This is a genomic window from Nocardia sp. NPDC005998 (genome assembly GCF_040614395.1).
Taxonomy (GTDB): domain Bacteria; phylum Actinomycetota; class Actinomycetes; order Mycobacteriales; family Mycobacteriaceae; genus Nocardia.
This window is the reverse complement of the sequence record NZ_JBEXUI010000030.1, coordinates 49720-71349: the sequence shown is the minus strand read 5'-3', so window position 1 is coordinate 71349 and position 21630 is coordinate 49720. Positions and strand designations below refer to the sequence as shown.

Annotated in this window: 17 protein-coding genes; 5 read left to right on the top strand and 12 right to left on the bottom strand. The window is 66.4% G+C overall.

The genetic code is table 11. The features are described from left to right. Nucleotides 1-2: 2 nt before the first annotated feature. The 6 genes from ABZ293_RS30745 to ABZ293_RS30720 form a co-directional block, all read right to left on the bottom strand. Nucleotides 3-1121: a PP2C family serine/threonine-protein phosphatase gene (locus ABZ293_RS30745; RefSeq protein ID WP_355186341.1), complete on the bottom strand. Its 1119-nt coding sequence runs from the start codon at nt 1119-1121 to the stop codon at nt 3-5. Beyond that, complete coding sequence (locus ABZ293_RS30740; protein WP_355186339.1) at nt 1121-3583, bottom strand: tetratricopeptide repeat protein; 2463 nt, start codon at nt 3581-3583, stop codon at nt 1121-1123. The genes ABZ293_RS30745 and ABZ293_RS30740 overlap by 1 nt, the downstream gene beginning before the upstream one ends. After that, entirely contained in the window at nt 3580-4758 is a 1179-nt protein-coding gene (locus tag ABZ293_RS30735; RefSeq protein ID WP_355186337.1) for a hypothetical protein, read from the bottom strand. The genes ABZ293_RS30740 and ABZ293_RS30735 overlap by 4 nt, the downstream gene beginning before the upstream one ends. A gap of 11 nt (nt 4759-4769) precedes the next feature. After that, nucleotides 4770-5780 (bottom strand): glutamate ABC transporter substrate-binding protein, encoded by a 1011-nt coding sequence (locus ABZ293_RS30730; protein WP_355186335.1) that lies wholly within the window; start codon nt 5778-5780, stop codon nt 4770-4772. Next, on the bottom strand, nt 5777-6952 hold the full coding sequence (locus tag ABZ293_RS30725) for a hypothetical protein (RefSeq protein ID WP_355186333.1): 1176 nt from the start codon (nt 6950-6952) through the stop codon (nt 5777-5779). The genes ABZ293_RS30730 and ABZ293_RS30725 overlap by 4 nt, the downstream gene beginning before the upstream one ends. Nucleotides 6953-7150: 198 nt before the next feature. After that, the gene (locus ABZ293_RS30720) at nt 7151-7522 is read right to left on the bottom strand and encodes a hypothetical protein (protein WP_355186331.1); all 372 of its coding nucleotides are present in this window, start codon (nt 7520-7522) and stop codon (nt 7151-7153) included. Between the two features lie 429 nt (nt 7523-7951). On the opposite strand from ABZ293_RS30720, the gene ABZ293_RS30715 reads away from it, so the two are divergent. Further along, nucleotides 7952-8995, top strand: coding sequence for a zinc-dependent alcohol dehydrogenase family protein (locus ABZ293_RS30715; RefSeq protein WP_355186329.1), 1044 nt, complete (start codon nt 7952-7954; stop codon nt 8993-8995). A gap of 146 nt (nt 8996-9141) precedes the next feature. On the opposite strand, the gene ABZ293_RS30710 is transcribed toward ABZ293_RS30715, so the two are convergent. Further along, nucleotides 9142-10002, bottom strand: coding sequence for an SDR family oxidoreductase (locus tag ABZ293_RS30710; protein ID WP_355186327.1), 861 nt, complete (start codon nt 10000-10002; stop codon nt 9142-9144). A 498-nt stretch (nt 10003-10500) separates the two neighbouring features. On the opposite strand from ABZ293_RS30710, the gene ABZ293_RS30705 reads away from it, so the two are divergent. Continuing rightward, nucleotides 10501-11880: a phosphatidylglycerol lysyltransferase domain-containing protein gene (locus ABZ293_RS30705; RefSeq protein ID WP_355186325.1), complete on the top strand. Its 1380-nt coding sequence runs from the start codon at nt 10501-10503 to the stop codon at nt 11878-11880. On the opposite strand, the gene ABZ293_RS30700 is transcribed toward ABZ293_RS30705, so the two are convergent. The 3 genes from ABZ293_RS30700 to ABZ293_RS30690 form a co-directional block, all read right to left on the bottom strand. Beyond that, the gene (locus ABZ293_RS30700) at nt 11877-12521 is read right to left on the bottom strand and encodes a pentapeptide repeat-containing protein (RefSeq protein WP_355186323.1); all 645 of its coding nucleotides are present in this window, start codon (nt 12519-12521) and stop codon (nt 11877-11879) included. The two genes, ABZ293_RS30705 and ABZ293_RS30700, sit on opposite strands and share 4 nt — an antisense overlap. 52 nt (nt 12522-12573) lie before the next feature. Then, the gene (locus ABZ293_RS30695) at nt 12574-12960 is read right to left on the bottom strand and encodes a hypothetical protein (protein ID WP_354959494.1); all 387 of its coding nucleotides are present in this window, start codon (nt 12958-12960) and stop codon (nt 12574-12576) included. A 134-nt stretch (nt 12961-13094) separates the two neighbouring features. After that, nucleotides 13095-13508 carry a YciI family protein gene (locus ABZ293_RS30690; RefSeq protein ID WP_355186321.1) on the bottom strand — a complete coding sequence of 138 codons (414 nt, stop codon included), beginning with the start codon at nt 13506-13508 and terminating at the stop codon, nt 13095-13097. A gap of 266 nt (nt 13509-13774) precedes the next feature. On the opposite strand from ABZ293_RS30690, the gene ABZ293_RS30685 reads away from it, so the two are divergent. After that, on the top strand, nt 13775-15016 hold the full coding sequence (locus ABZ293_RS30685) for a serine hydrolase domain-containing protein (protein ID WP_355186319.1): 1242 nt from the start codon (nt 13775-13777) through the stop codon (nt 15014-15016). 6 nt (nt 15017-15022) lie between these two features. Here ABZ293_RS30685 and ABZ293_RS30680 read toward each other — a convergent pair whose 3' ends face one another. Then, nucleotides 15023-18433: a carboxyl transferase domain-containing protein gene (locus ABZ293_RS30680; protein ID WP_355186317.1), complete on the bottom strand. Its 3411-nt coding sequence runs from the start codon at nt 18431-18433 to the stop codon at nt 15023-15025. Between the two features lie 28 nt (nt 18434-18461). Here ABZ293_RS30680 and ABZ293_RS30675 point away from each other — a divergent pair, with 28 nt between their 5' ends. Together ABZ293_RS30675 and ABZ293_RS30670 are read left to right on the top strand one after the other, a co-directional pair. Then, nucleotides 18462-19073: a helix-turn-helix domain-containing protein gene (locus ABZ293_RS30675; RefSeq protein WP_355186315.1), complete on the top strand. Its 612-nt coding sequence runs from the start codon at nt 18462-18464 to the stop codon at nt 19071-19073. A 334-nt stretch (nt 19074-19407) separates the two neighbouring features. After that, on the top strand, nt 19408-20859 hold the full coding sequence (locus ABZ293_RS30670; RefSeq protein ID WP_355186313.1) for an amidase: 1452 nt from the start codon (nt 19408-19410) through the stop codon (nt 20857-20859). A gap of 84 nt (nt 20860-20943) precedes the next feature. On the opposite strand, the gene ABZ293_RS30665 is transcribed toward ABZ293_RS30670, so the two are convergent. Further along, complete coding sequence (locus ABZ293_RS30665) at nt 20944-21558, bottom strand: TetR/AcrR family transcriptional regulator C-terminal domain-containing protein (RefSeq protein WP_355186312.1); 615 nt, start codon at nt 21556-21558, stop codon at nt 20944-20946. Nucleotides 21559-21630 lie beyond the last annotated feature (72 nt).

The window sequence follows — 21630 nt, the reverse complement described above, 5'->3', positions numbered from 1 at the left end:
ACTCACTGTGCTTCTCCTGCATCCATCGATGGCCCGATCGGCACCAGCGCGACAGTGATGTTGTCGCTCCCCCCGGACCGTAGAGCAAATTCGATGAGTCCACGTGCCGCCTCCCCGCGTGGTACCCCGTTGACCATCCGCGCCAGCTCCGCCGGATCGGATAGGTAGTTCCAGAGTCCGTCACTGCACAGCAGCAGTACTCCGGGGCCGGTGGTGTGGAAGGTTTGCACACATCTGTCCGACCATGGTCTGTCCTCGCTGTCGGCACCGAGCCAGCGCAGCAGTGTGTGCGCTCGCGGATCCCGCATCGCGGACTCCTCGTCCATCGCACCGGCGTCCACCAGTGCCTGCGCCCACGAATCGTCCACGCTCAAGCGCCGCGACGGCGCATTTCCACCCGCGATCGGTTCGATGCCGTCACCGCGCAACCAATATGCCCGGCTGTCACCGACATTCACGACGGTGATCTCCACGCCGTCGCCCCCGTATCCGCGCACGATGGCCGAAACATAGGTGCATGACGGGGCATGGCCATCGTGCATCGCGATACCACGGACCGCCTGCGCCGCCGCCGTGAGCCCGGCCATCACAACCGCGGTGCCGGACCGTGCTTCCGCCAATGCGGTGAGGCAGGCATCGACACCCGCGCTTGCTGCCGCACCGGCGGCCGCCTGCGGATCCTCCGAGGTGGAGACCCCGTCGCTGACCGCGACGACCGTGGCGATGGGTCGCTTGTCCCCGTGTTCGACCACCGCGGCCGCGACCGCATCCTCGTTGCGCGCGTGCGCGATACCGCGATCGGTCGCAATATAGGCCGCGCCGAGATCGGCCTCGAACCGGTCCGGCTCCGGACGCAACTGTCCACAGCCGCGGCAATAGCCGTCGACGTCGTAGCTGGTGCCGCCGCAGCCCTCACAACTGGGCGTCGCATCTGGATCCGACCGCGGCAGCGCGATCCGGCGCGCGCCGAGTTCTCGTCCGCACGCCTCGCAGAACCGGTCGGCCACCCCGACTCGCGCCGCGCATTCCGGGCACCGCTGCAATACCGCGGTGCTGGGCTCTAGCCCGCCCGGCTCCCGGCCACCACCCTCCATCGAGTCGCTCTGCGACGCTGAATTCATCATAAGGTTGTCCTCGGCCGGATCGCGTTGGCCCGATCGACCAGCTCGAATCGTGTCCACATATCGTCGGTTTCGCGGGCGAGATCGCGATAACAACGCTCCAAACCGGTCCGTACTCCGTCCTGATCGAGGTTCGCGCCGAGCAGCGCGCCATGTGTTGTCGGTGCCTTGCCTGCACACAGCCAATCGAGCGCGGCATCGAGCACACGTATCCGCGCGTGTGCGCCACGGCTTTTCGAGTCGATGCGCAGGGCCTCGACGCGTCCGCCCGCATCCCGCAGGATCGGTTCGGACAGTTCGTCGGGTGTGCGATCGGCCAGCATTGTCTGCACGGCGGTCAGCCGGGCTTCGGTGTACAGCGCCGAGGCCGAATCCACCTGATCCAGGACGGTCACCGCGCCATCGCGATTACCGTCCTCGCTGCGCAGCCGGGCCAGACCGAAGGCCGCGCTGACGTAGTTGTGGTCGGTGCGCCAGACGGTGTCGTAGTAGTGCGCGGCCTGCCGCCTATCCGGTTGTGCACCCGCCAATTCGGCGACGGCGGCCTGGGCCAGTTTCGGTGCGGCCTCACCGGGTAATGCGGCGTATACGGCATCGAATTCGGCGTAGGCGGCATCGAAGTCGCCCGCGAGCAATTCGGCTTGGCCGCGATACCAGGCGAGCCGCCAGTCACCGGGCAGGGTATCGGCCAGTTCGTCGATACGACGCAGCGCATCGGCCGGATCGCCGACCTCGAGCGCGGCACGTACCAGCCGCAGTGGAATCTCGACCGAAGCAGACGCACTGCGCGTCGTGAGCACCGAGCGCAGCCCGGCCTCGAACGCGTGCTCCAGTTCGGTCGGCGTGGTCCCGCCGGTGGTCGCCAGCAACGCCGAACCGCTGTCGTTCGGATCGATCAGCGGAACCGGAAGTGCCGCAACAATACTGGTCGGTGTCGGTGCATCCGGCACACCGAAGACACCGCGCGGCGGCCCGAAGTACGCCGACATCCCCGGACGCGGTACGCCGTCATCGGTGCTCAGCACCTCGCGCAGAACTCCGGTCAGCTGATCGGCCATCTCCTCCATCGAGGCGAATCGCGCCTCCGGATCGACACCGGTGGCACGCAGGATGAATCGGTGCAGCGAATCGTATTTCGCCAGTAGCGGTTCGGCCTCCGGCCCGGGCAGTGCGCCGAAATGTCCGCCCTGCTGTGGCACATTCATCATCAGCACCGCGAGTGTGCGGCCAACCGTGTACACCTCGGTGGCGATGGTCGGCCCGGTTTCGGAGATCTCCGGTGCCTGATAGCCGATGGTTCCGTAGATGGGGCTGTCCTGATCGTCCATGGCGATCACCGCGCCCATATCGATGAGTTTGAGTTGCTCATCGGTCTGCATCACGTTGTCGGGCTTGAAATCACAGTAGGCGAGGCCGAGCGAGTGCAGATAACCGAGGGCGGGCAGCATTTCCAGGATGTAGGCGATGGCTTGGGGTGCCGGCAGGTAGCTGCCATCGTCATCGAGACGGGTGCGCAAGATCTGTTTGAGTGAAGTGCCACCGACGTACTCCATCACGATGTATCCGACGGTTACCTCGTCGGCGCCGCGGTGTTCGACGAAGTTGTAGATCTTGACGATGCTGGGGTGCTCGACCTCGGCCAGGAACCGCCTCTCGGCGACCGCTGCCGCCATCGCGTCCAGATCTCCGGAATTCAGCAGGCCCTTCAGGACTACCCAGCGGCCGCTGACATTGCGGTCCGTGGCCAGATAGATCCAGCCGAGTCCGCCGTGCGCCAGACAGCCGACAACGTCGTACTGCCCGCCGACCAGATCACCCTTGCTCAGCTTCGGCGCGAAGGAGAACCGGGTGCCGCAGTTCGGGCAGAAGCCCTCGGAGCGACCGGGTGCACCGTCGCGGCCGCGCCCGACGGGCCGTTCGCATTTGCCGCAGAACCGTTTTCCCTCGGCGACCTGTGGATCGGCCATGACCGCGGTGGCCGGATCGATGCGCGGCATCCGCGGCACATCCACCATGCCCGCACCGAGCCGACCGCGCGCGCTGGATTTCGATGACGACCGGCCGGTGCGCACCGAGCGCCCGGAGGCGCGGGTGCTCGCCGAGCGGGTCGACAGACTCGACAGCACGGACATCGCGGGTGCGGCCCCGCAGGTATCGCAGTAGCCACCGACGATCGTTCCGCCGCAGCCCGCCTCGGCGCAAACCTGCCCCTCGTTCGAACCGTGTTGCACCACAGCGGTTTCCGCTGCGGCCACGGCAGGTGCGGTGCCGCAGGTATCGCAGTAGCCGTCGACGATGGTTCCACCACATCCGGGCTCGGCGCACATCTGTCCAGCACTCGAATTCCTGTGTACCACCGGCATTTCCGCTGATACCGTGGCGGCCTCGGCGGGGGCGGTGCCGCAGACCGCGCAGTATCCGTCTTCGATGGTGCCGCCGCATCCCGGCTCATTACAGGTCATCTGCCCCGCCCCGATTTCTCCCCGACGATCTGCTGGAAGTCGGCGACCGCCCGGGTGACGGCCGCCAGATCACACGGCCTACGGGTGAGCAGGCCCGCCGCGATCTGACCGGCGGCCAGCACGTCTCGATCCTCGCTGACACCTAGTCGGGCCGCCTTCGCCTGATAAGCGGCCAGCCGCCCGCGCAATTCGATGCGTCGATCCAGCAGTCCCTGGGCCAATTCTTCGGCGGTGGCCGCCCCGGCGGTCGCGTCGGCGATCCGGACGCGCAAACGCACCAGGTCCGCGGCTGCAGCCTGATTCGCCGCCAGCGCATCCAATTGCGCGCCGAGTGCCGCAGAGTCGTCGGTGTGCACCGGCAGCGGGCCCGCCAGAATCTTCGCTTCGACCTGCGCCCTGGCCGCCGCTGCCCGGGTCCGGGTGTCGCGCAGCACCGTCAAGCGCCTGCGCGTTTCGGCAATGGCCCCGGCCCAATCCGCCACCACCGCATCGAGTTCGGCGAGGATCGCGGCCACGCGCCGCAGCTCGTCCGACAACTCGGCAATGCGTGCGTCGATCTCCGATACCGTCAGCGCGAGCGGATCGGTCGCTGAGCGGCTCAACAGTGCGGCGATACCTTCGCCGATCGCGCCCAGTTCGGTCGTCCCGCCTCCAGCGGCACGCGCCCTGTCCACCGTGTCCTGCAGTGGCGCCAGGCCGGACATGACCCGGGTGTTCACCGCATCGACCGCGTCGAAGAATTCGGCGATCTCCGGGAAGGTGGCCCGCATGCGATCCACGGTATCTGCGAGTCCGACGAACAGGACCTCTTCCGCCGGTCCGGTGAGCGAACGTTGCGCCATCGGTATCGGCGTGCGCGAGGCCTCATAGGGCCGCCCGCGCAAGAGCCGGGTGAGTTCGGCACGTTCGCTGTCATCGAGCCGAGAACGAGTGCCGCGCACCTGCTTGGCCGCATCCAGAATGCCCTCGAGGCGGCCGTAGTCCGCCCACATCAGCGCGAGTGCGGCCCGGACCGGCTGCCAGCGTTGCGCGGTCAGTCCGGTGGGCGGATAGCGTTGCAGCAGTGTGTGTCCCGGATGTCGGTCCAGTTCCAACAGGGTGGCGGTGATGGCGTCGAATTCGGTTGCGCGTGCGGCCAATTCACCGTCGATCTCGGCGAGCGTAAGTAGCTGCATGGTCGCCGGTCTCACTCTTTGTACCGGAGATCCGGTGGTCCCGGCGATGGTCCGAGCGCGCCGAGTCTGGCGTTGTAGATCTGCTGCCAGGTGCCGTCGGCACGGATGCGTTCGAGTACGCCATTGACGAAGCGCACCAGCCCCGGATTGCCCTGTGCGATTCCGACCGCGTAGGCGCCGGTGCCGATGACCTCGCCGACGATCTCCAGATTCCGATCCTGGGCCACCAGCCCGACCAGGATCGGATCGTCGGCGCTGATCGCGTCCACATGGCCCTGCTGCAATGCCGCCAGGCAGTCGGTCCAATTGGATGCGCCGAGGACGGTCGGCCGCTTCGGCAGGCTGAACAGCGGTCCCGGCGAAGTGGTCCCGCGAGTGACGCATACCCGTTTGCCACCCAGATCCGCGCCGGAGCGGATACCCGAGTTTCGCGAGGCGAGAATGCGTTGGGTCGCACGGTAATACACACCGGAGAAGTCGACGTCGCGCCGTCGCTCGCAGGTTGCCGAGAACGTGCGCACGATCAGGTCGACCTGCTTGTTCTGCAGTGCCGGAATTCGCTCGGCGGCGGTGACCGATCGCAATTCGATCTTGTCCGGATCGCCGAACAGCGCCTTGGCGATCTCCCGCGCGATATCGATATCGAAGCCCTCGAGCTGACCGGTGGTGGGGTTGCGGAAGCCGAATAGATAGGTGTTCTGATCGACGCCGACCCGCAACTTGCCATTGGCGGCAATGGCAGCCATGGGCGAACCCGGCGGCATCGCACCCGGACTCGGCAGCGGACCGGGACGCAGGGTGAGCTCGGGGTCGCCGCAATTGCCGCTGGTCTCGGACTGCGGCGGCGTGGCGATCTCGGTAAGGTCGGGCTGTGGGTCGACCGCGGCCACCTTGGTGCTTTCGGGGACCCGGGTGCTGGAACCGCACGCGCTCACCAGTGCGCTCGTACCGACCAGGGTCGCGGCCACTATCACCCGCGCCCACGCAAACCCCTTCCGCTGCAATAGAACTCGCCGGCTCACAAGAACTCCTTCAGCCGCGGCCACAGCCCGGTGACTACCGCGGCCGCCGCGAACAGCAGTAACACCAGCGTCCCCGCGGGGCTGAGCGCCAATGCCGCACCCGCCGAGTCGACTCCGTCGCGCAACTGCTGGCGCTGCTGACCGAGGTTGTCGCGCAATGTCGCATCCAATTGCGCGAACAGCGTCGCCGAATTCTCCGCGCCGGTGCCGATCGCCTGCGCGACGGCCGCCGGATAGTTCGCCGCCTCGTAGGCCTCACGCTGTTTGGCATGTCCGGCGGTCCAGCCCAATAGACTCCGCGAAGCCTCGGAATCGGATCCGGTCACGGTCGCCAAACGATCGGACAGTTCAGTGGTGTGCTTGCGGAAATCGGTTTCGCTGACGGTGATATCGCCCCGAGTGATCAACGCCAGGGTTTCATCGGTGCGTGCCTGCTGGGCCAGGATCCTGGCCTGGGTGAGGGTCTCGAAGCGGCTGGTCGCCCCGGATTTGCCGGTGTCGAGTGCGGCCGCGGCGATGCTCGTCGTACCAACGATCCACAACAGCGTCACGGCGGTCGCCCCCGCGGCCACCGCGACACCCATATTCATCCGGCGATTGGTGCGGCGCAGCAACACCAGAGTGCCGACGCCACAACTGATCAGCACCAGCACCAACAGCACGATGCTCGTCCACGGCAGCGCGCCGATATCGTGTTGATCGTGGCGCAACGCCGCGAGTCGGTCCTTGCTGAGCTTTTCGGCGTTGGGCAGCAACGAGTTCTGCATCACCAGCGATGCCTCGTGCAAATACGACGACCCGACCGGGAAGCCCTGCCGGTTATTCGCCCGTGCCGCTTCGACCAGGCCGGTGTAGGCGGGCAGGTCGGCGGTGATCTGCGCGACGATCATTCGGGTCCGCTCATCGGCAGCACCCGTCGTGGCCTCCGCGAGCGCGGCAGCCGCATCGGCGAGCGCCTGCTGATATTGCCCTCGCACCTGCGGTGATTCGATGCCGCCGGACAGGAACGCCGTGGCCGCCGACGCGTCGGCGGCCGAGAGCGCAACGTACAAGGTCTGTGCGGCGTAGGCCAGCGGTTCGGTGCGCTCCAATACCGCATCGCGTCGGGCAATCTTGCCACTCAATTGATCAGCCGAGGTCGATCCGGCGAGCAGACACAACACCACGGACACGACGGCCACCGCGCCGATCGCGCCCGGAGTCGTCCCGGCTAAGCGCCGTAACCACGCACCCCCGCTGCGTATGGTCGCCGGAAGGCGAATCTCCAACACCGTCCCCCTTCATCCAACCGGCCGGTGTCCCGATCGCGATAGTACGGCAGGGAATTCGGCTTTGCCGCCCTTTGCCACTGGGGGCACCGAATTCGGAAGCTACGGTGCCGAATTCGAGGCCACATCGAGCAACGGTGCGAGATTCGGCGTCCAGCGCGGATATTGGTTGAGTACGTCACCGAAGGACTTCGCCGGTTTGCCGAGTGACAGGCCCGCCGACCGGTCGGCGGGCATTTCGCGTTGTGGTGAATCCACCGAGCGCACCAATCCAGTGTGCAGACTGCGGTGTTCGAGTGCCGCGCTGCGGCCGGTCACCCCGATGGCGCCGAAAAGGTGCCCGAGGCGTTGCGCGCCGCCGAGGCCACACAGCCGTTTGCTCGCCCCAGCGGCCGGTGCCCGCGACCTCGGGCCCAGGTGCCGCCGATCGGCCGGCGTGCCCGCTCGTATTCGCGCGGGCGTGCGCGCAGGCACCGACCGACAGCCGCTGCCACGACGGTGCGGGTAGTTCGGTGATCAGCTCATCGGCACGGATGACACGGTTCGCGGGGGCGCTCACCTGCGGATCGCCGCACGTGGCCAGCACTAGAACTTCTCCAGCCATTCACGCAGGTAACCGGCTGGCCCGAAATGCTAGATTCACAATGTGAACCAGTGCGCTGCGGCGATCGATCCTGGTCGCGAATAGTCCGCACGAATGCAGCGCGGTTACACGGTCATGCTGAGCGGATCAGCAAAGGCCTAGATGGGGACTGGACTCCGACGGAAGTCTGCGCACGAGTCTGCCCCATCGAAAAGGAAAGTTCGGAACCCAGTTAGTCGCCGACGAGGATGCCGGCACCGGCATATTTCCTGTCCAGAACGCCCCCGGGTTAGCGGGCGCTGAGAGTCGAAGGTTCGCTCATGCCACAATCCATGCGCGCGCTCGTAGCCGAAAAGGTTGGCGAGCCAACCGCTGTCCTGCGGCTGGAATCCCGGCCTGTTCCCACGCCAGCGGCCGGTCAGGCGTTGATCCGCGTGAAAGCGACTCCAATCCACGCCAGCGATCTGCACGTGCTGCGTGGCCGATACGGATTCTCCCCCGAGTTTCCCACTGTGGTGGGGCTGGAATGTGTGGGCCGAATCGAGGCCCTGGGTCCGGATACCGAGGGGCTGAAGATCGGCGAGCGCGTGATAACCGTTGGTGTGACCGGCACTTGGCAGGAATACCTTGTTGCCGATACACGAAGGCTCCTGCCGGTTCCCGATCATCTGAGCGACTCCAGTGCCTGCCAACTCGCCGTCAACCCGTTGACCGCGCTGCTACTGGTGACTCACGAACTCGGCGTACAGCCGGGTGAATGGATGTTGCAGACGGCCGCGGGCTCCACCGTCGGCCGGCTCGTCATCCAACTGGCCAGGCATCTGGGCATTCGGACGATCAATGTCGTGCGGCGGCGCGATGCCGTCGAGGAGATCAAAACGCTTGGTGGTGACGAGGTCATTTGCACCGAGGACGAGGATCTGTTGCAGCGTGTAGCCGAAATAGCAGGACCAGCTGGCGTGGGCAAGGCCATCGACTGTGTCTCAGGTGACGTGGGTGCCCGGGTATCCCAGGCATTGGCTCCTGGCGGAGAGGTCGTAGTTTACGGCGCACTCTCTACCCATCGGCAGGCTGACCCCGCAGCGCTGACGATCCCGCTGCTGGCACGCTCGATTATCTACGAAACCAAAGTGGTCCGTGGCTTCTGGCTGTACCGCTGGTTCAGCGCTACCTCACCTCAGGATGCGCTGCGCGTGCTCTCCCAGGTTCGCGGTCTCGTCGCAGATGAAGTGCTGAGCATCCCCCAAGGCCGGCCGTTCCCGCTCGAACACTTCACTGAAGCCATCTCGCTCGCCGAAACACCCGCACACGGCGCCAAACCACTCTTCGTCTTCGACGAGGGTCGCGGCAAAGGCGACAGGTAGAACGCCATCCAGACCAGGTGCGTCCACCTGTGCTGGCATGGATGCGAGGACACCCTAGGCGTCGGCCAGCGGAAGACTCGGGTAGCTGGAATGGCCCGGGGCGAGGACTGTCGGCAGCGGCGCGGGCGATGGCTGGATCCTGTTCGTCAGACCTTCTTCGACGCGGGTTCCTTGTCGATATAGCGGCTCATCGCCCAGCTCAGTCCGCGCATGGCGAGATTGTAGGAGGGCGGGAAATAGCGCTGCGCGAGATAGCCGACGCGGATATCGGGCGAGGTGAAGACCATGTACCGATCGCGCTCGACCCCTCGCACGACCGATCGGGCGGCCTGCTCCGGAGTGACCGCGTGCCGCATGAACAGCGCGACGCCCTTTTGCACCGCCGCCGCCTGCCGGTCGATGCCCGCGATATCGACGCTGTCCACCATCGGTGTCGCCATCGCACCGGGGCAGACCAGGCTGACGCCGATGCGGTGCTGACGCAGATCGAAGCGCAGCACCTCCGAAACGCCGCGCAAGCCGAACTTGCCCGCGCTGTAGGGGGCATGCCACGGCAGCCCGAAAAGTCCGGCGGCCGAGGCGACATTCACCAGATGCCCACCGCGACCGGCCTCGATCATCGGTGGTACGAACTCCTCGATCACATGGATGGGACCCATCAGATCGATATCGATGGTGCGCCGCCACTGCTTGTGCGTGAGCCGATCGACCGCGCCCCAGGTGGCAATGCCCGCCACATTCATCACAATGTCGACGCTGTCGACCTCGGCATGCGCCTTCGCGGCCAGGGCGACCACCGCGTCGTAATCGCTGACATCGGCGCGTTCGGCAAGATGCACGACGCCACCGGTCGCGCGCACATCGTCGGCAGTACGCTGCAAACCGATGCCATCGATATCGGTCAGGATCACCGACGCGCCCTTGGCGGCCACTGCCAGCGCCGTACTGCGCCCCAGCCCACTTGCCGCGCCGGTGATCAGACAGCTCTTGCCGTCGAACTTCGTCATGGACCAAGACGATAAACAATTATGAACACTGTTGTCTATAGATCCTGAACGCCGTCTCAGACGAACGAATCTTCCCGCCAGATCGCAAAACGTGATTCATACGTGACTAGCTGAACGATAGCTATCGACCATAGACGGCATGCAAGCTGACCGCTGGAGCAGGTCCGGAGTCCATACATCGCCTCGTCGTCCGAGCTGCCGGACCGGTCGTGAGGTGTTGGATTGAGCATTCGCGGAGGCTGGGCCACCCGAGATCCGGTCGTTATCCGTACTTCACGGCAGCGTCCATCGGGTCACGGCGCAACAACTCATCCCGCACCGACGGCTCGATGCGGTAGCCGACCAAACACCATCGCCGCCCGGTGATCCAGGTGCGCCAGGAATGTTCGAGCCGTCATCCCATGTTCCGCATACAGTTACATGTACAGGATCATCGGGAGGACCACATGGGGAACCTGTTCGGACGCACTGCGTCGATCAGCCTAGGGGGGTACCGGCGTGGCTGAAGGACGGGAAACAACAGCGCGCAGTTCGACACTCGCGGTATACCGCGATGCCTCGATCAGCACCACATCGGCGGTGCGGCCGATCATTTCCATCGCGCTGCTGCTGATGAGCGTCGCACTGGTCTACGAGGCCGGCCGCGCCACGCCCGGACAGGACCACGGCTGGTTCATCGCCATCTCCATCGCCGGACTCTTCGTGGTGCGCGGGCTGCATCTGCGCCGCCCGATCACGCTGCCACATTTCACCATCGCGGTCTTCGTCCTCGCGGCCGCCAATGCCGCCTATCGTGCTTCACATCCCGGCATCGGGTTCGTCTTCCTGGCCGCGACCGGATTCATCCTGATGCTGCCGCAGGCGAGTCGGCCGCAGCCCGAGCAGTTGTACCGCGTGGCCGAACTCGTCGGACGGACCGAGCGCGATCCGCTCGCCGCATTCGCGCTGCACTCGTCGAAGTCCTATTACTTCAACACGAATTCGACGGCGGCGATCGGCTATCGGGCCCGCTTCGGTATCGCAGTTGTCGCCGGTGATCCGATCGGTGACCGGGATGCTTTCCCGGGACTGCTCTCGGATTTCTCCGAGTTCGCAGCGAATCACGGATGGCGGATCGCGGTGCTCGGTGCCAGTCCGGATCTGACGGAGCTGTGGCGATATCGGGCGATCGAGCATCGTGGGTTGCGCGCGATACCGGTCGGCCGCGATGTGGTCATCGATGTGGGTACGTTCGCGATGGTCGGGCGGACCTTCCGGAACCTGCGCCAGGCCGTGAGTCGCACCCGCAATTTCGGCGTGACCACCGAGGTCATCAACGAGACCGACCTGACCGAACCGCTGCGGGCCGAAATGCTCGACATTGTCGATTCGTGGAAGAACGGTCGGCAGAGTCGCGGCTTCTCGATGATCCTCGACCACCTGCTCGACGGCCGGAATCCGGGCATGCTCCTGGTGCTCGCCAGGGATGCGGACGGGCGCGTCGCGGGCTTCCAGCGCTACGGCGTCTCCGGGCGCGGGCGCGAACTCAGCCTGGATGTGCCGTGGCGGCGCAAGGACGCCCCGAACGGACTGGACGAGCGGATGGTCATCGATCTCGTCGACCACGCGCGTGCACAGGGGATCGAGCGGATCTCATTGGCCTTCGCGCCGTTTCCCGAGCTGTTCGCCGAGAAGGAGCGCTCACGGATCGGGAAGCTGATCTACGTGCTCGTGCATCTGGGCGATCCGCTGATCCGGCTGGAGTCGCTGTACCGGTTCCTGCGCAAGTTCCGTTCGATGTCGGATCAGCGATTCGTGCTCATCCGCTGGCGTGAGGTGCTGCTGGCGGCCGCGGCACTGCTGACCTTGGAGTTCGTGCCGCACCGCAAGCAGCACTAGTCGCGGACGGTAATGCCGATCGATCGGGCGAATTCGGGTGCCAGATCGAGCAACTGGAGCGGGGTGATGGTCGCGCCGCGCAGCGCGTCCAAACCCTCGGCGATATTGAGGTGGGCGGCGCCGCGCAGGTCGACCTGTTGCAGTCGGGCGCGGTTGACCAGCAGGCCCTCGATGGTGGTGCCGGGGAAGCTCAGCTTGGTCAGTTCGGCTTCACCGAAATCGGTGTGCCGCAGGACGCAATCGACGAATTGCACCTCGCGCAGTTTGGCTCTGCGGAAGTTCACCGAGTCGAATTTGCAGCCCTCGAACCGCACCCGACGCAAGTTTGCACCGCCCGCATCGACGCCGGACAGCGCACCGGCGATCAGTTCGACGTCCTGCCAGGAGGTGTCGGACAGGTCGGTGCCGACCCAGCGCACATTGCGCTGCCAGACATCGGTGAATCGGGCGAAGCGCAGGCTGCCGCGGTTGATCGCGAGCGAGGTGAAGACGGTTTCGTTGAAGCGCCCGTTGCCGGCCTCGACGTCATCCATATCGGCACCGGTGACGTGCACACAGTCGTAGTCACCTTCGGGCTCGAGCGCCCCCTCGAGCGGCGTCAGGAAACGCGCATAGGGCAGATCTTCGAGCTGGTCGGGCACGGGTAACCTCCGGATTCGGCGACGGTTGTCCCTGTCTACCAGTCGCGACCGACTAGGGCCCGATGCGTTCGAGCAGCCAGCGCGGGCCGACGGATTCGGCGCCGAGCGGTTCGAGTCGAGCACGGAGTCCGCGGTCGGCGGTCACCACGGTGATCGGCCGGTCGCTGTCCTCATCGACCGCCGCCGCGACGACCTCGACGATCGCGTCATCTCCCGAACCCTGCGCGAGCACCACACGCAGACCTTCGAACTCCTCCGACGCCGCGGCCTTCGCGGCGCCCTCCAGCACGACGACCACCTCCGCCGGATGCGCCAATGTGCGCAGCCGCACGAGTAAGCGCCGGGCCGCACCGGCGCGATCGCGCCACCAACCATCGGGCCGCGAACCGACGACATTCGCGGCGTCCACCACGATCAGCATCACTCCATCGTTACCCACCCGCGCTCGTCGGGGCGCGGCGGGCCGCACGTGCGTGCAGGTAGCGCTGCTGCGGCAGGATCATGGTCTGTTGTGCGGCAAGCAGATACGCCGCGCGGGCGGCGGTCCGATCCGGTATCCGACATCGAAGGGGCTCAGCCGAATTCGGGTGCCCACTCTTGGATCGGCCGGACATCGGCATAGGCCTTCTCGGCAATATGTGCCGGAGCCGGGCATTTGCTGAGTTCGGCCGCGATTTCGGTGGCGCGGTCGAAGCTCTCACATTCGACGATCCAGTATCCGGCGAGCACCTCCTGCGTTTCGGCGTAGGGCCCGTCGGTCACGAATGGCGCACCGTTCTTGGTGGTGATCCGACGGGTGTGCACCGGCTGAGCCAGACCGCGGGTCTCGACCAGTTCACCGGATTCCTCCAACTTCTTATTGAGGTTGCCCATGAACTCGGCCATCGCGGCGAACTCCTCGGCGCTCCATGCCGGTTTGCCGGTCTCCCTGCCGACCATGCCGTCGTAGTCCTGCTGCGAGCCGTAGCTCAGGATCATGTACTTCATGACAACTCCTCCGCTGTGACGGCACCCCGGTGGCACCGTTCGTCAGATACGTCGCAGCCGCTGACCATTCTCGGACATGGCCGCCGCCGAGCCCAGCAGGCTGATCGCATGGCGGCCGAGATCGAATCCGGTGCGTGTGCCGCCTGCCGCAGCACGAATGGCAGGCCGATCGGGATTGCGCAGGTGAGCAGCGCTCGAGTCCTATCGCCTTGTAGGTATGAGGTCGCTGGACTGTTCGTCAGGGACGTCGAGGCTGCGGTCGGCTGATGGACAGACTGCGAGCGGCAGAGCTGGCATGCTCGTACGGCGGGCGGTGTGCAACCCGTGACATGCTGTGGGGCATGGTGATCGATGGTTTTGTCGCGTCGGGGTTCGAGGCGGTACGTGAGGTGTTCGCGGCGAATTTCGCCGAGCAGGGGGATGTCGGCGCGGCGGTGACCGTTTATCGGGACGGTGAGCCGGTGGTGGATCTGTGGGGTGGGCTGGCCGATCCGGAGGGGGAACGGCCATGGGAGCGCGACACGCTGCAGCTGGTGTATTCGGCGACCAAGGGGGTCACCGCGACCGTCGCGCATCTGCTGGCCCAGCGTGGCGAGCTCGAGCTGGACGCGCCGGTCGCGCGGTATTGGCCCGAATTCGCGGCGGCGGGTAAGGGGGACATTCCGGTGCGCTGGTTGCTGAGCCATCAGGCGGGGCTGGCGGCGCTGGACAAGCCGGTGCCGCTGGCGGATGCGCTGGCCTGGGGGCCGATGGTGGATGCGCTCGCCGCGCAGGCGCCGAACTGGGCGCCCGGTACCGCGCACGGATACCACGGGCGAACGTTCGCGTGGCTTGTCGGTGAAGTGATCCAGCGGGCGACGGGGCGGACCGTCGGGCGGATTCTGGCCGAGGAGATCGCCGCGCCGCTCGGTATCGACTTCTTCATCGGTTTGCCCGAGGCCGAACGGCACCGCGTCAGCCGACTTGTGTTCGCACCCAAGGTCGATGTGGCGTCGGTGCCGGAGGAGTTCATCCCCGAGGAACTGCGGCCGATGGTCGCCGCGATGCGCGATCCGGAGGCGCTGGTCAATCGCGCCTTCCAGGTCACCGATCCGGCCGATATCGATTTCAACGATCCGGCGGTGCATGCCGCGGAGATTCCGTCCAGCAATGGTATCGGCACCGCACGCGGTCTCGCCCGGCTGTACGCCGCGACCATCGGCGAGGTCGACGGCGCCCGGCTGCTGACCCCCGAAACCCGCACTGCCGCAACGCGCGAACAGGCCAGCGGCATCGACCGCGTCATGATGCTAGAGGACCGCTATGCCAGCGGATACATGCTTCCCACTGCGGGTTTTGCCCTCGGCGGCCCCAACTCCTTCGGCCACCCCGGCCGCGGCGGATCCCTCGGCTTCGCCGACCCGGACACTGGCATCGCCTTCGCCTATGTCACCAACTACATCATCGAAGGCGCACCGGATCTGCGCGCCCGCAACCTGGTCGACGCCGTGAATCAGGCACTCGGGTAGGCGGGTTCAGCACAGGGTGCGGATCCAGCGTCGGGTGTCGGCGGGGTCGATCACATCGTCGAGTTCCAGGACAGTGGCGGCGGTGAGGGCCTTGCCGTTGGCGTAGGCGAGTTGGACCAGGTTGTCGAAGGCTTCCTGGCGTTCGGCGGGGTCCTCGATGGCCGCGAGTTCCTTGGCGAAGCCGAGGCGGACCGCACCCTCCAAGCCCATACCGCCGATTTCGCCGGTGGGCCAGGCGATGACGAAGCGCGGGGCGCGGAACGAGCCCGCTGCCATCGCTTGTGCGCCGAGGCCGTACCCCTTGCGGATGATGATGGTGCCGAGCGGGACGGTCAGTGCGGCGGAGTCGATGAACAGCTTGCTGAACTTGGTGACGGTGGCTTCCTTCTCCGCTTCCGGGCCAACCATGAAACCTGGTGTGTCGCATAGCGATACGATCGGCAGGCCATGGGCGTTGCACAGTTGTAGGAAGGCGCTGAGTTTGTCGGCGGCGGGGGCATCGATCGCACCGCCGAGGTGATGGCAGTCATTGGCTATGAGACCGAACGGGCGGCCTTCGACTCGGACGAGCGCGGTGACGACACCGACACCCCAGTCGCGACGCAGTTCGAGCACCGAGTCGACGTCGGCGACCGCTGCGATGACCTCACGGATATCGAAGGCACGCAGTCGGTTCTCCGGGATGGCATGGCGCGCGACACGCCGATCCGGTGCTGCCCAATCCCGCAGCGGCCCCTGGAAATACGACAGATAGCGGCGGGCAGCGGCAACCGCCTCGACCTCGTCGGCGGCGACGATGTGGACGACACCGTTGCGCCGTTGGACATCGATGGGGCCGATGTCCTCGGGTGCATACACACCGAGTCCGCCGCCCTCGATCATCGCGGGCCCACCCATGCCGATATTGGCATCAGGGGTCGCGATGACCACATCGCACATACCGAGTAGAGCGGCGTTACCCGCGAAACACCGCCCGGACACGATGCCTATCAACGGAACTCGACCGGATAACGCACCCATCGCACGGAAGGTGGTCACATCGAGGCCGGAGATGCCCGAGTAATCGGTATCCCCCGGTCGCCCGCCGCCACCCTCGGTGAAGAACACCACGGGCAGCCGCTGTTCGTGCGCCAGTTCCAGCATGCGGTCGGTCTTGGCGTGATTGCGCATGCCCTGGGTGCCCGCCAGCACGGTGTAGTCGTATGACATCACCAGTGCGCGAGCGGCTTCCGCCTCGAATACGTCCGCGTTGATGGTGGCGATGCCGCCGATCAATCCGTCCGCCGGGGTGTTCGCGATCAGATCCTCAGGGCTGCGGCGAAGTCGCTGTGCGGCGACAGCCAGGGCACCGTATTCGAGGAAGCTGTCCGCATCGACAAGGTCGTCGATGTTCTCCCGGGCCGTGCGGCGACCCAACCGGTGCCGCTTCGCAACGGCCGCCGGACGACCCGCATCCAGCCCGATTCGATGCCGCTCCCGAACCTCGGCCAGATCGGCGCGTATCGCATCCAGGTCGATGGCCTCGATATCCACGGCCGGACCATCGTGGTCGGCCTCGACCCAGCTCAGCAATAGTGTGTGTGGATCAACCGTCGCACCCGGCGCCACAAAATGCCGCAACACCCGTAGCGGACGCTCCGCTCGCAGCACATGCTGCATCTTCATCGCCTCGAGCACAACAACTTCCGCCCCCGCCGCGACAACACTGCCCTGCTTCGCAAGACTTACCACCGTCGCACCCATCGGCGACCGCATCCCCTGCTCATCACCGTCCAGCACGGCATCGACCGCCGACTGGTTGCGCGTGGAGTCCGCCGCCCGCTCCTGACCAACGACGACAGGTTCGTAATCGCCTGTCCGACCGACGAGTTCGCCGATACGTTCCTCGAACCACGACGTGGACACGGTGGCACCATCGGCGAGCTGATCCAGCACGGCACGCAACAGACGGGCATTGGTGTCGACGCCTGTGATCATCGTCTCCGCCAGCGCATCCGAACAGCGTCGCACCGCGGCCGAATACGTGGGTCCGTGCGCGACGACCTTTGCCAGCAGCGAGTCGAACCGCGCGCCCTGCCGCATCCCGGTGAACGCCGCGGTATCCACCCGAACCCCGACTCCGGTCGGCGCGGCGAATTCCGTCAACACACCGGTACTCGGCAAAAACTCTCCACCCGCCGTCACCATCTCGGCATTGACCCGCGCCTGCACCGCAAACCCACGGATCCCAGCAAGCCCCACGTTGCCGATTACATTCGGCCCGGCGCTATCCACTAGGTCGTCGGTCTGCGCATGTTGGCCGCGCTGCGCAACGTTCGCGACGCCGTGTTCAGAATCCGACGATCGGGAGCGGCCTGCGCGATCGTGTGCCAAGTATGCGGGCGAAAAGTCCCTGAGCTCAGCAGCTTCCACGAGTTCGCGCGGCTCGGCATCCAGCGCGAGATCATTCAGTCCGGCACCGAGCGCGAGATCGAGTTGTACCGCGACCAGGTCGACGCCGGTCACCGCTTCGGTGACCGTGTGTTCGACCTGCAAACGCGGGTTGACCTCGAGGAACCAGGCGTCGTCGCCGGTGACCAGGAATTCCACGGTGATCACTCCGCGACAGGAGACCGATTCGGCGATCCGGATGGCGTCGCGGTGCAGTCGTTTCCGAAATGCGGCCGACAGATTCGGAGCCGGGGCGATTTCGATCAGTTTCTGGTGGCGGCGCTGGACGCTGCAGTCGCGGTCGCCGAGGGCGATGGCCCGGTCGCCATCTGCGATGACCTGCACTTCGATGTGTCGGGCGGCGGCGGCCAGTGCCTCGGCGTAGACAGTGTCGTCACCGAAACCGGCGCGGGCTTCGGCCCGGCAGCGGTCGAGTGCTTCGGCGAGTGTGTCGGCCGTGCGCACCACGCGCATGCCGCGTCCGCCACCACCGGCCGCGGCCTTCAGCATCACACCGGCGGGGTGGGCGGCGAGGAATGCGGCTATCTCGGCGGGATCCGCGCCGAGTGCCGTCGCGGGCAGTGCCCGAACCCCGGCCTGCCGCGCGGCATCCCGAGCCGACAGTTTGTTGCCGAAGGTGCTTAGCACCTCGGGCGATGGGCCGACGAAAACCAGCCCGGCTGCCGCGCAGTCCGCGGCGAAATCGGCACTCTCGCTGAGGAATCCGTAGCCGGGATGCACCAGCGCACCCGCACCCGCCGACTTGGCGGCGGCGACCACGGCGGTGCTGTCGAGGTAGGCGGCGGCTCCGACGCCGGGTAGTTGGACCGCCTCGTCGGCCAGACGCACCGGAAGGGCCGCGGCCTCGTCGCCGGTATACAACGCCAGGGTTGCGTAATTCCGCTCTCGGGCAGTCCGGAGTACCCGGACCGCCACCTCACCCCTGTTCGCCACCACCACATGCATGCCGACAGTCTGCGTTGACATTGACGTCAATGTCAACGACGATGAGCGCATGACTCAGGCAGCCTGGGCGGTCCGCGCGGCGCGGGAAAGATCGCATACCGACCGCCACCGCGCCCTGCTCGATGCGGCCGCCCACGTCTTCGCCGAGCGCGGCTACGATCGGACCACCGTCGCCGATATCACCACCGCCGCAGGCGTTTCCCGTGCGACCATGTACGTCTACTTCGCCTCCAAGGACGAAATCTTCCTCGCCCTCGCCGCCCAGGTCCGCGATGACTTTCTCGCCGCCCAGGAACCGGATATCGACACCGACGACCCCCGGGAAATGCTGGCCGCCACCATCGATGCCTTTGCCGCCGCGGTCCGCAATGCCGGACCCATGCTGCGCCTGATCGACGAGCGCGGCGCCGTGGACGACCGCGTCGCCGCCCTCGCTCAGGAAATCGCGGAACGCCCCATCCGCCGCTTCACCCGCTACCTCGAACGCCTCCGCACCGCAGGCCGCATCTCCCCCGCCGTCCCGACCCGAATCGTCGCCGAAACCATCGGCTACGCCCTGACCCGCGGCACCCTCACTCGCATGGACGCCACCCCGCGCGCCCGCGCCACCTACCTGGCCCACATACGGACCGTCGCCGAAACCCTTCTGTCCCCGACTTGATGCCGAGTCCGATCGGCCCTGACCCCGATCATCGGATGGGCTGCTAGCCGAAAACCGACTCGATCCGTTCACATCTCTGGCCGAATTGCAGACTGCCGCAGCACATCACGATGATGAGCATTGAGATATCTATCCCGTTGTGCGCAGCGGTATTTCATGGCCTGTGCAAGTGGAGTCAGCCGACTGCCGACGCCGTGACCTGTGGTTGGTGGTCTTCGATGGCAGAACGAGTGCGTGACTTTGCCGGTGCAGGTGGCCCGTTCCGACTTTCCGGCGGATGCGGGCGAACTTGTGTGGGGTCGAGCGCCTGCGGCAGGCCGGTAGGTTCGGAATCATGGAGTGGAGCTTTCTGGCGGCCGAAGAGCTTTCGGCCGCGTTGCGTGCCGGTGAGGTGACCTCGGTAGAACTGACCGAGGAGGCGATCGCTCGTATCGATCGCGACGACAAGGTGATCAACGCGATCTGTGTGCCGGACTTCGACCGCGCGCGGGCCGCCGCACGCAGTGCCGACCAGGCGCGTGCCCGCGGCGAGGACCGGCCGCTGCTCGGTATCCCCGTGACGGTCAAAGAGTCCTACAACATCGCTGGGCTGCCCACGACCTGGGGCATGCCGATGCACCGGAACTATGTGCCGTCTGAGGACGCGGTACAGGTGTCGCGGCTGAAGGCTGCGGGTGCGGTGATTCTCGGCAAGACCAACGTGCCGTTCATGCTGCGAGACTGGCAGAGCTTCAACGAGATCTACGGCACCACCAACAACCCGTGGGATCACGGTCGCACGTCGGGTGGATCCTCCGGCGGATCAGCGGCGGCGCTGGCATCGGGATTCGGCGCGCTGTCCATCGGCTCCGACCTCGCGGGTTCACTGCGCAACCCAGCGCATTTCTGCGGTGTCTACGCACACAAGCCGACATTCGGACTGGTGGCGACCCGCGGGATGGTGCCGCCGCCCGCACCGGCGTTGCCGGTCGACGGCGACCTCGCCGTCTGCGGTCCGATGGCGCGCACGGCCCGCGACCTCACGCTCCTGCTGGACGTGATGGCGGGACCGGATCCGCTGACACTCGGCATCGCCTACCACTTGACGCTGCCGCCCGCACGCCACCAGCGGCTCTCCGACTTCCGGGTCCTGGTCCTCGACGAGCACCCGCTCATCGCGACCGGGTCCGCGGTGCGGGCAGGGGTGAACCGGGTCGCTGACGCGCTCGTCGACGGCGGGGCTCGCGTCGAGCGGCACAGTCCGCTGCTGCCCGATCTGACCGAGGCCGCGAAGCTCTACGCGCAGTTGATGTTTTCGAACGCCGGCGCGCGTATTCCCGCCGAGGCGTATGAGCAGCTGCGGACCCGCGCCGCCGGACTGAGCGCGGGCGACCAGGGGCTCGACGCGGCGCGGCTGCGCGGCATGGTCCTGAGTCACCGCGATTGGATCGAGGCTGACATCCACCGTGAACTGCACCGCCACAGCTGGCGGCGGCTCTTCGCCGAATTCGACGCCGTGGTGTGTCCGATCACGCCAATTCCCGCGTTTCCGCACGACCACAACCCCAATCCAGAGCAACGCCGCCTCGACATCGACGGCGTCGAGTACCCGTACGTCGACCAGCTCGTTTGGGCCGGTCTGGCCACCATGCCCGGGCTGCCCGCCACCGCCATCCCAGCGGGCCGGTCACCCGAAGGCCTGCCGGTGGGAGTTCAGCTCATCGGTCCGATGTTCGAGGACCGCACCCCGCTACGGCTGGCCGAACTGCTCGAGCAGAAGATCGGCGGCTTCCAGGCTCCGCAGTAGGGCGCACCACCCGGCGCGGACGAGGGTGCGGACCGCACCCACTGACCAGCGGCTACGCCATATCCGTTGTTCTTCGCGCGATTGCTATCGGCTCGAGATGCGGGCTTGGATGCCGTCGAGGAGGAAGTCGAGTCCGGTCCGGAAGGTTTGGTTGGCGTCCAGGTGGGCTCCGTCGCGTATGACCGTGGCCAGCGCGGGGAATCGGCCAGTTGCGAAGGTTCGCTCCAGATAGGGCCCGAAGGCGGCCTGCCATTGCTGCTTGTCCATCCCGGTGGCCCGCTCGGCGCGCCGCTCGGTGATCTCCCGGCGCACCGCGCCGATCACGTACGCATTGACCGCGTCGACCACCGGCATGACGGTGTCCACGTCGACACCGGCCATTGCGGCCACCACAGCCTCTCCCCTTGCCAGCGCGTGCGGCCCGAGCTGGGGCCGCCCACCGATCAGGTCGGCGAGCCATTCGTGCTGGTGAGCGGCCTGTCGGGTGGTTTCGGCAAGGGAGCGCAGCACCTCTCGCCAACCGTCTCCGGCCGGCCGGATCTCGGCGTAGACCGCATCGACCATCAGGTCGAGCAACTCCTCCTTGGTGGCGATGTAGCCGTACAGCCGCATCGGCCCGACATCCAGTGCGGCGGCAACCTTGCGCAGCGACACCGCCGGTAGTCCGTCCACGTCGGCCAGCTGGATCGCCGCTTGCACAATCCGTTCCCTGCTCAATGGGCCTGGCACCGGTCGGTCCGGCGGCTCTGGTCTTTCCCACACCAACATGCC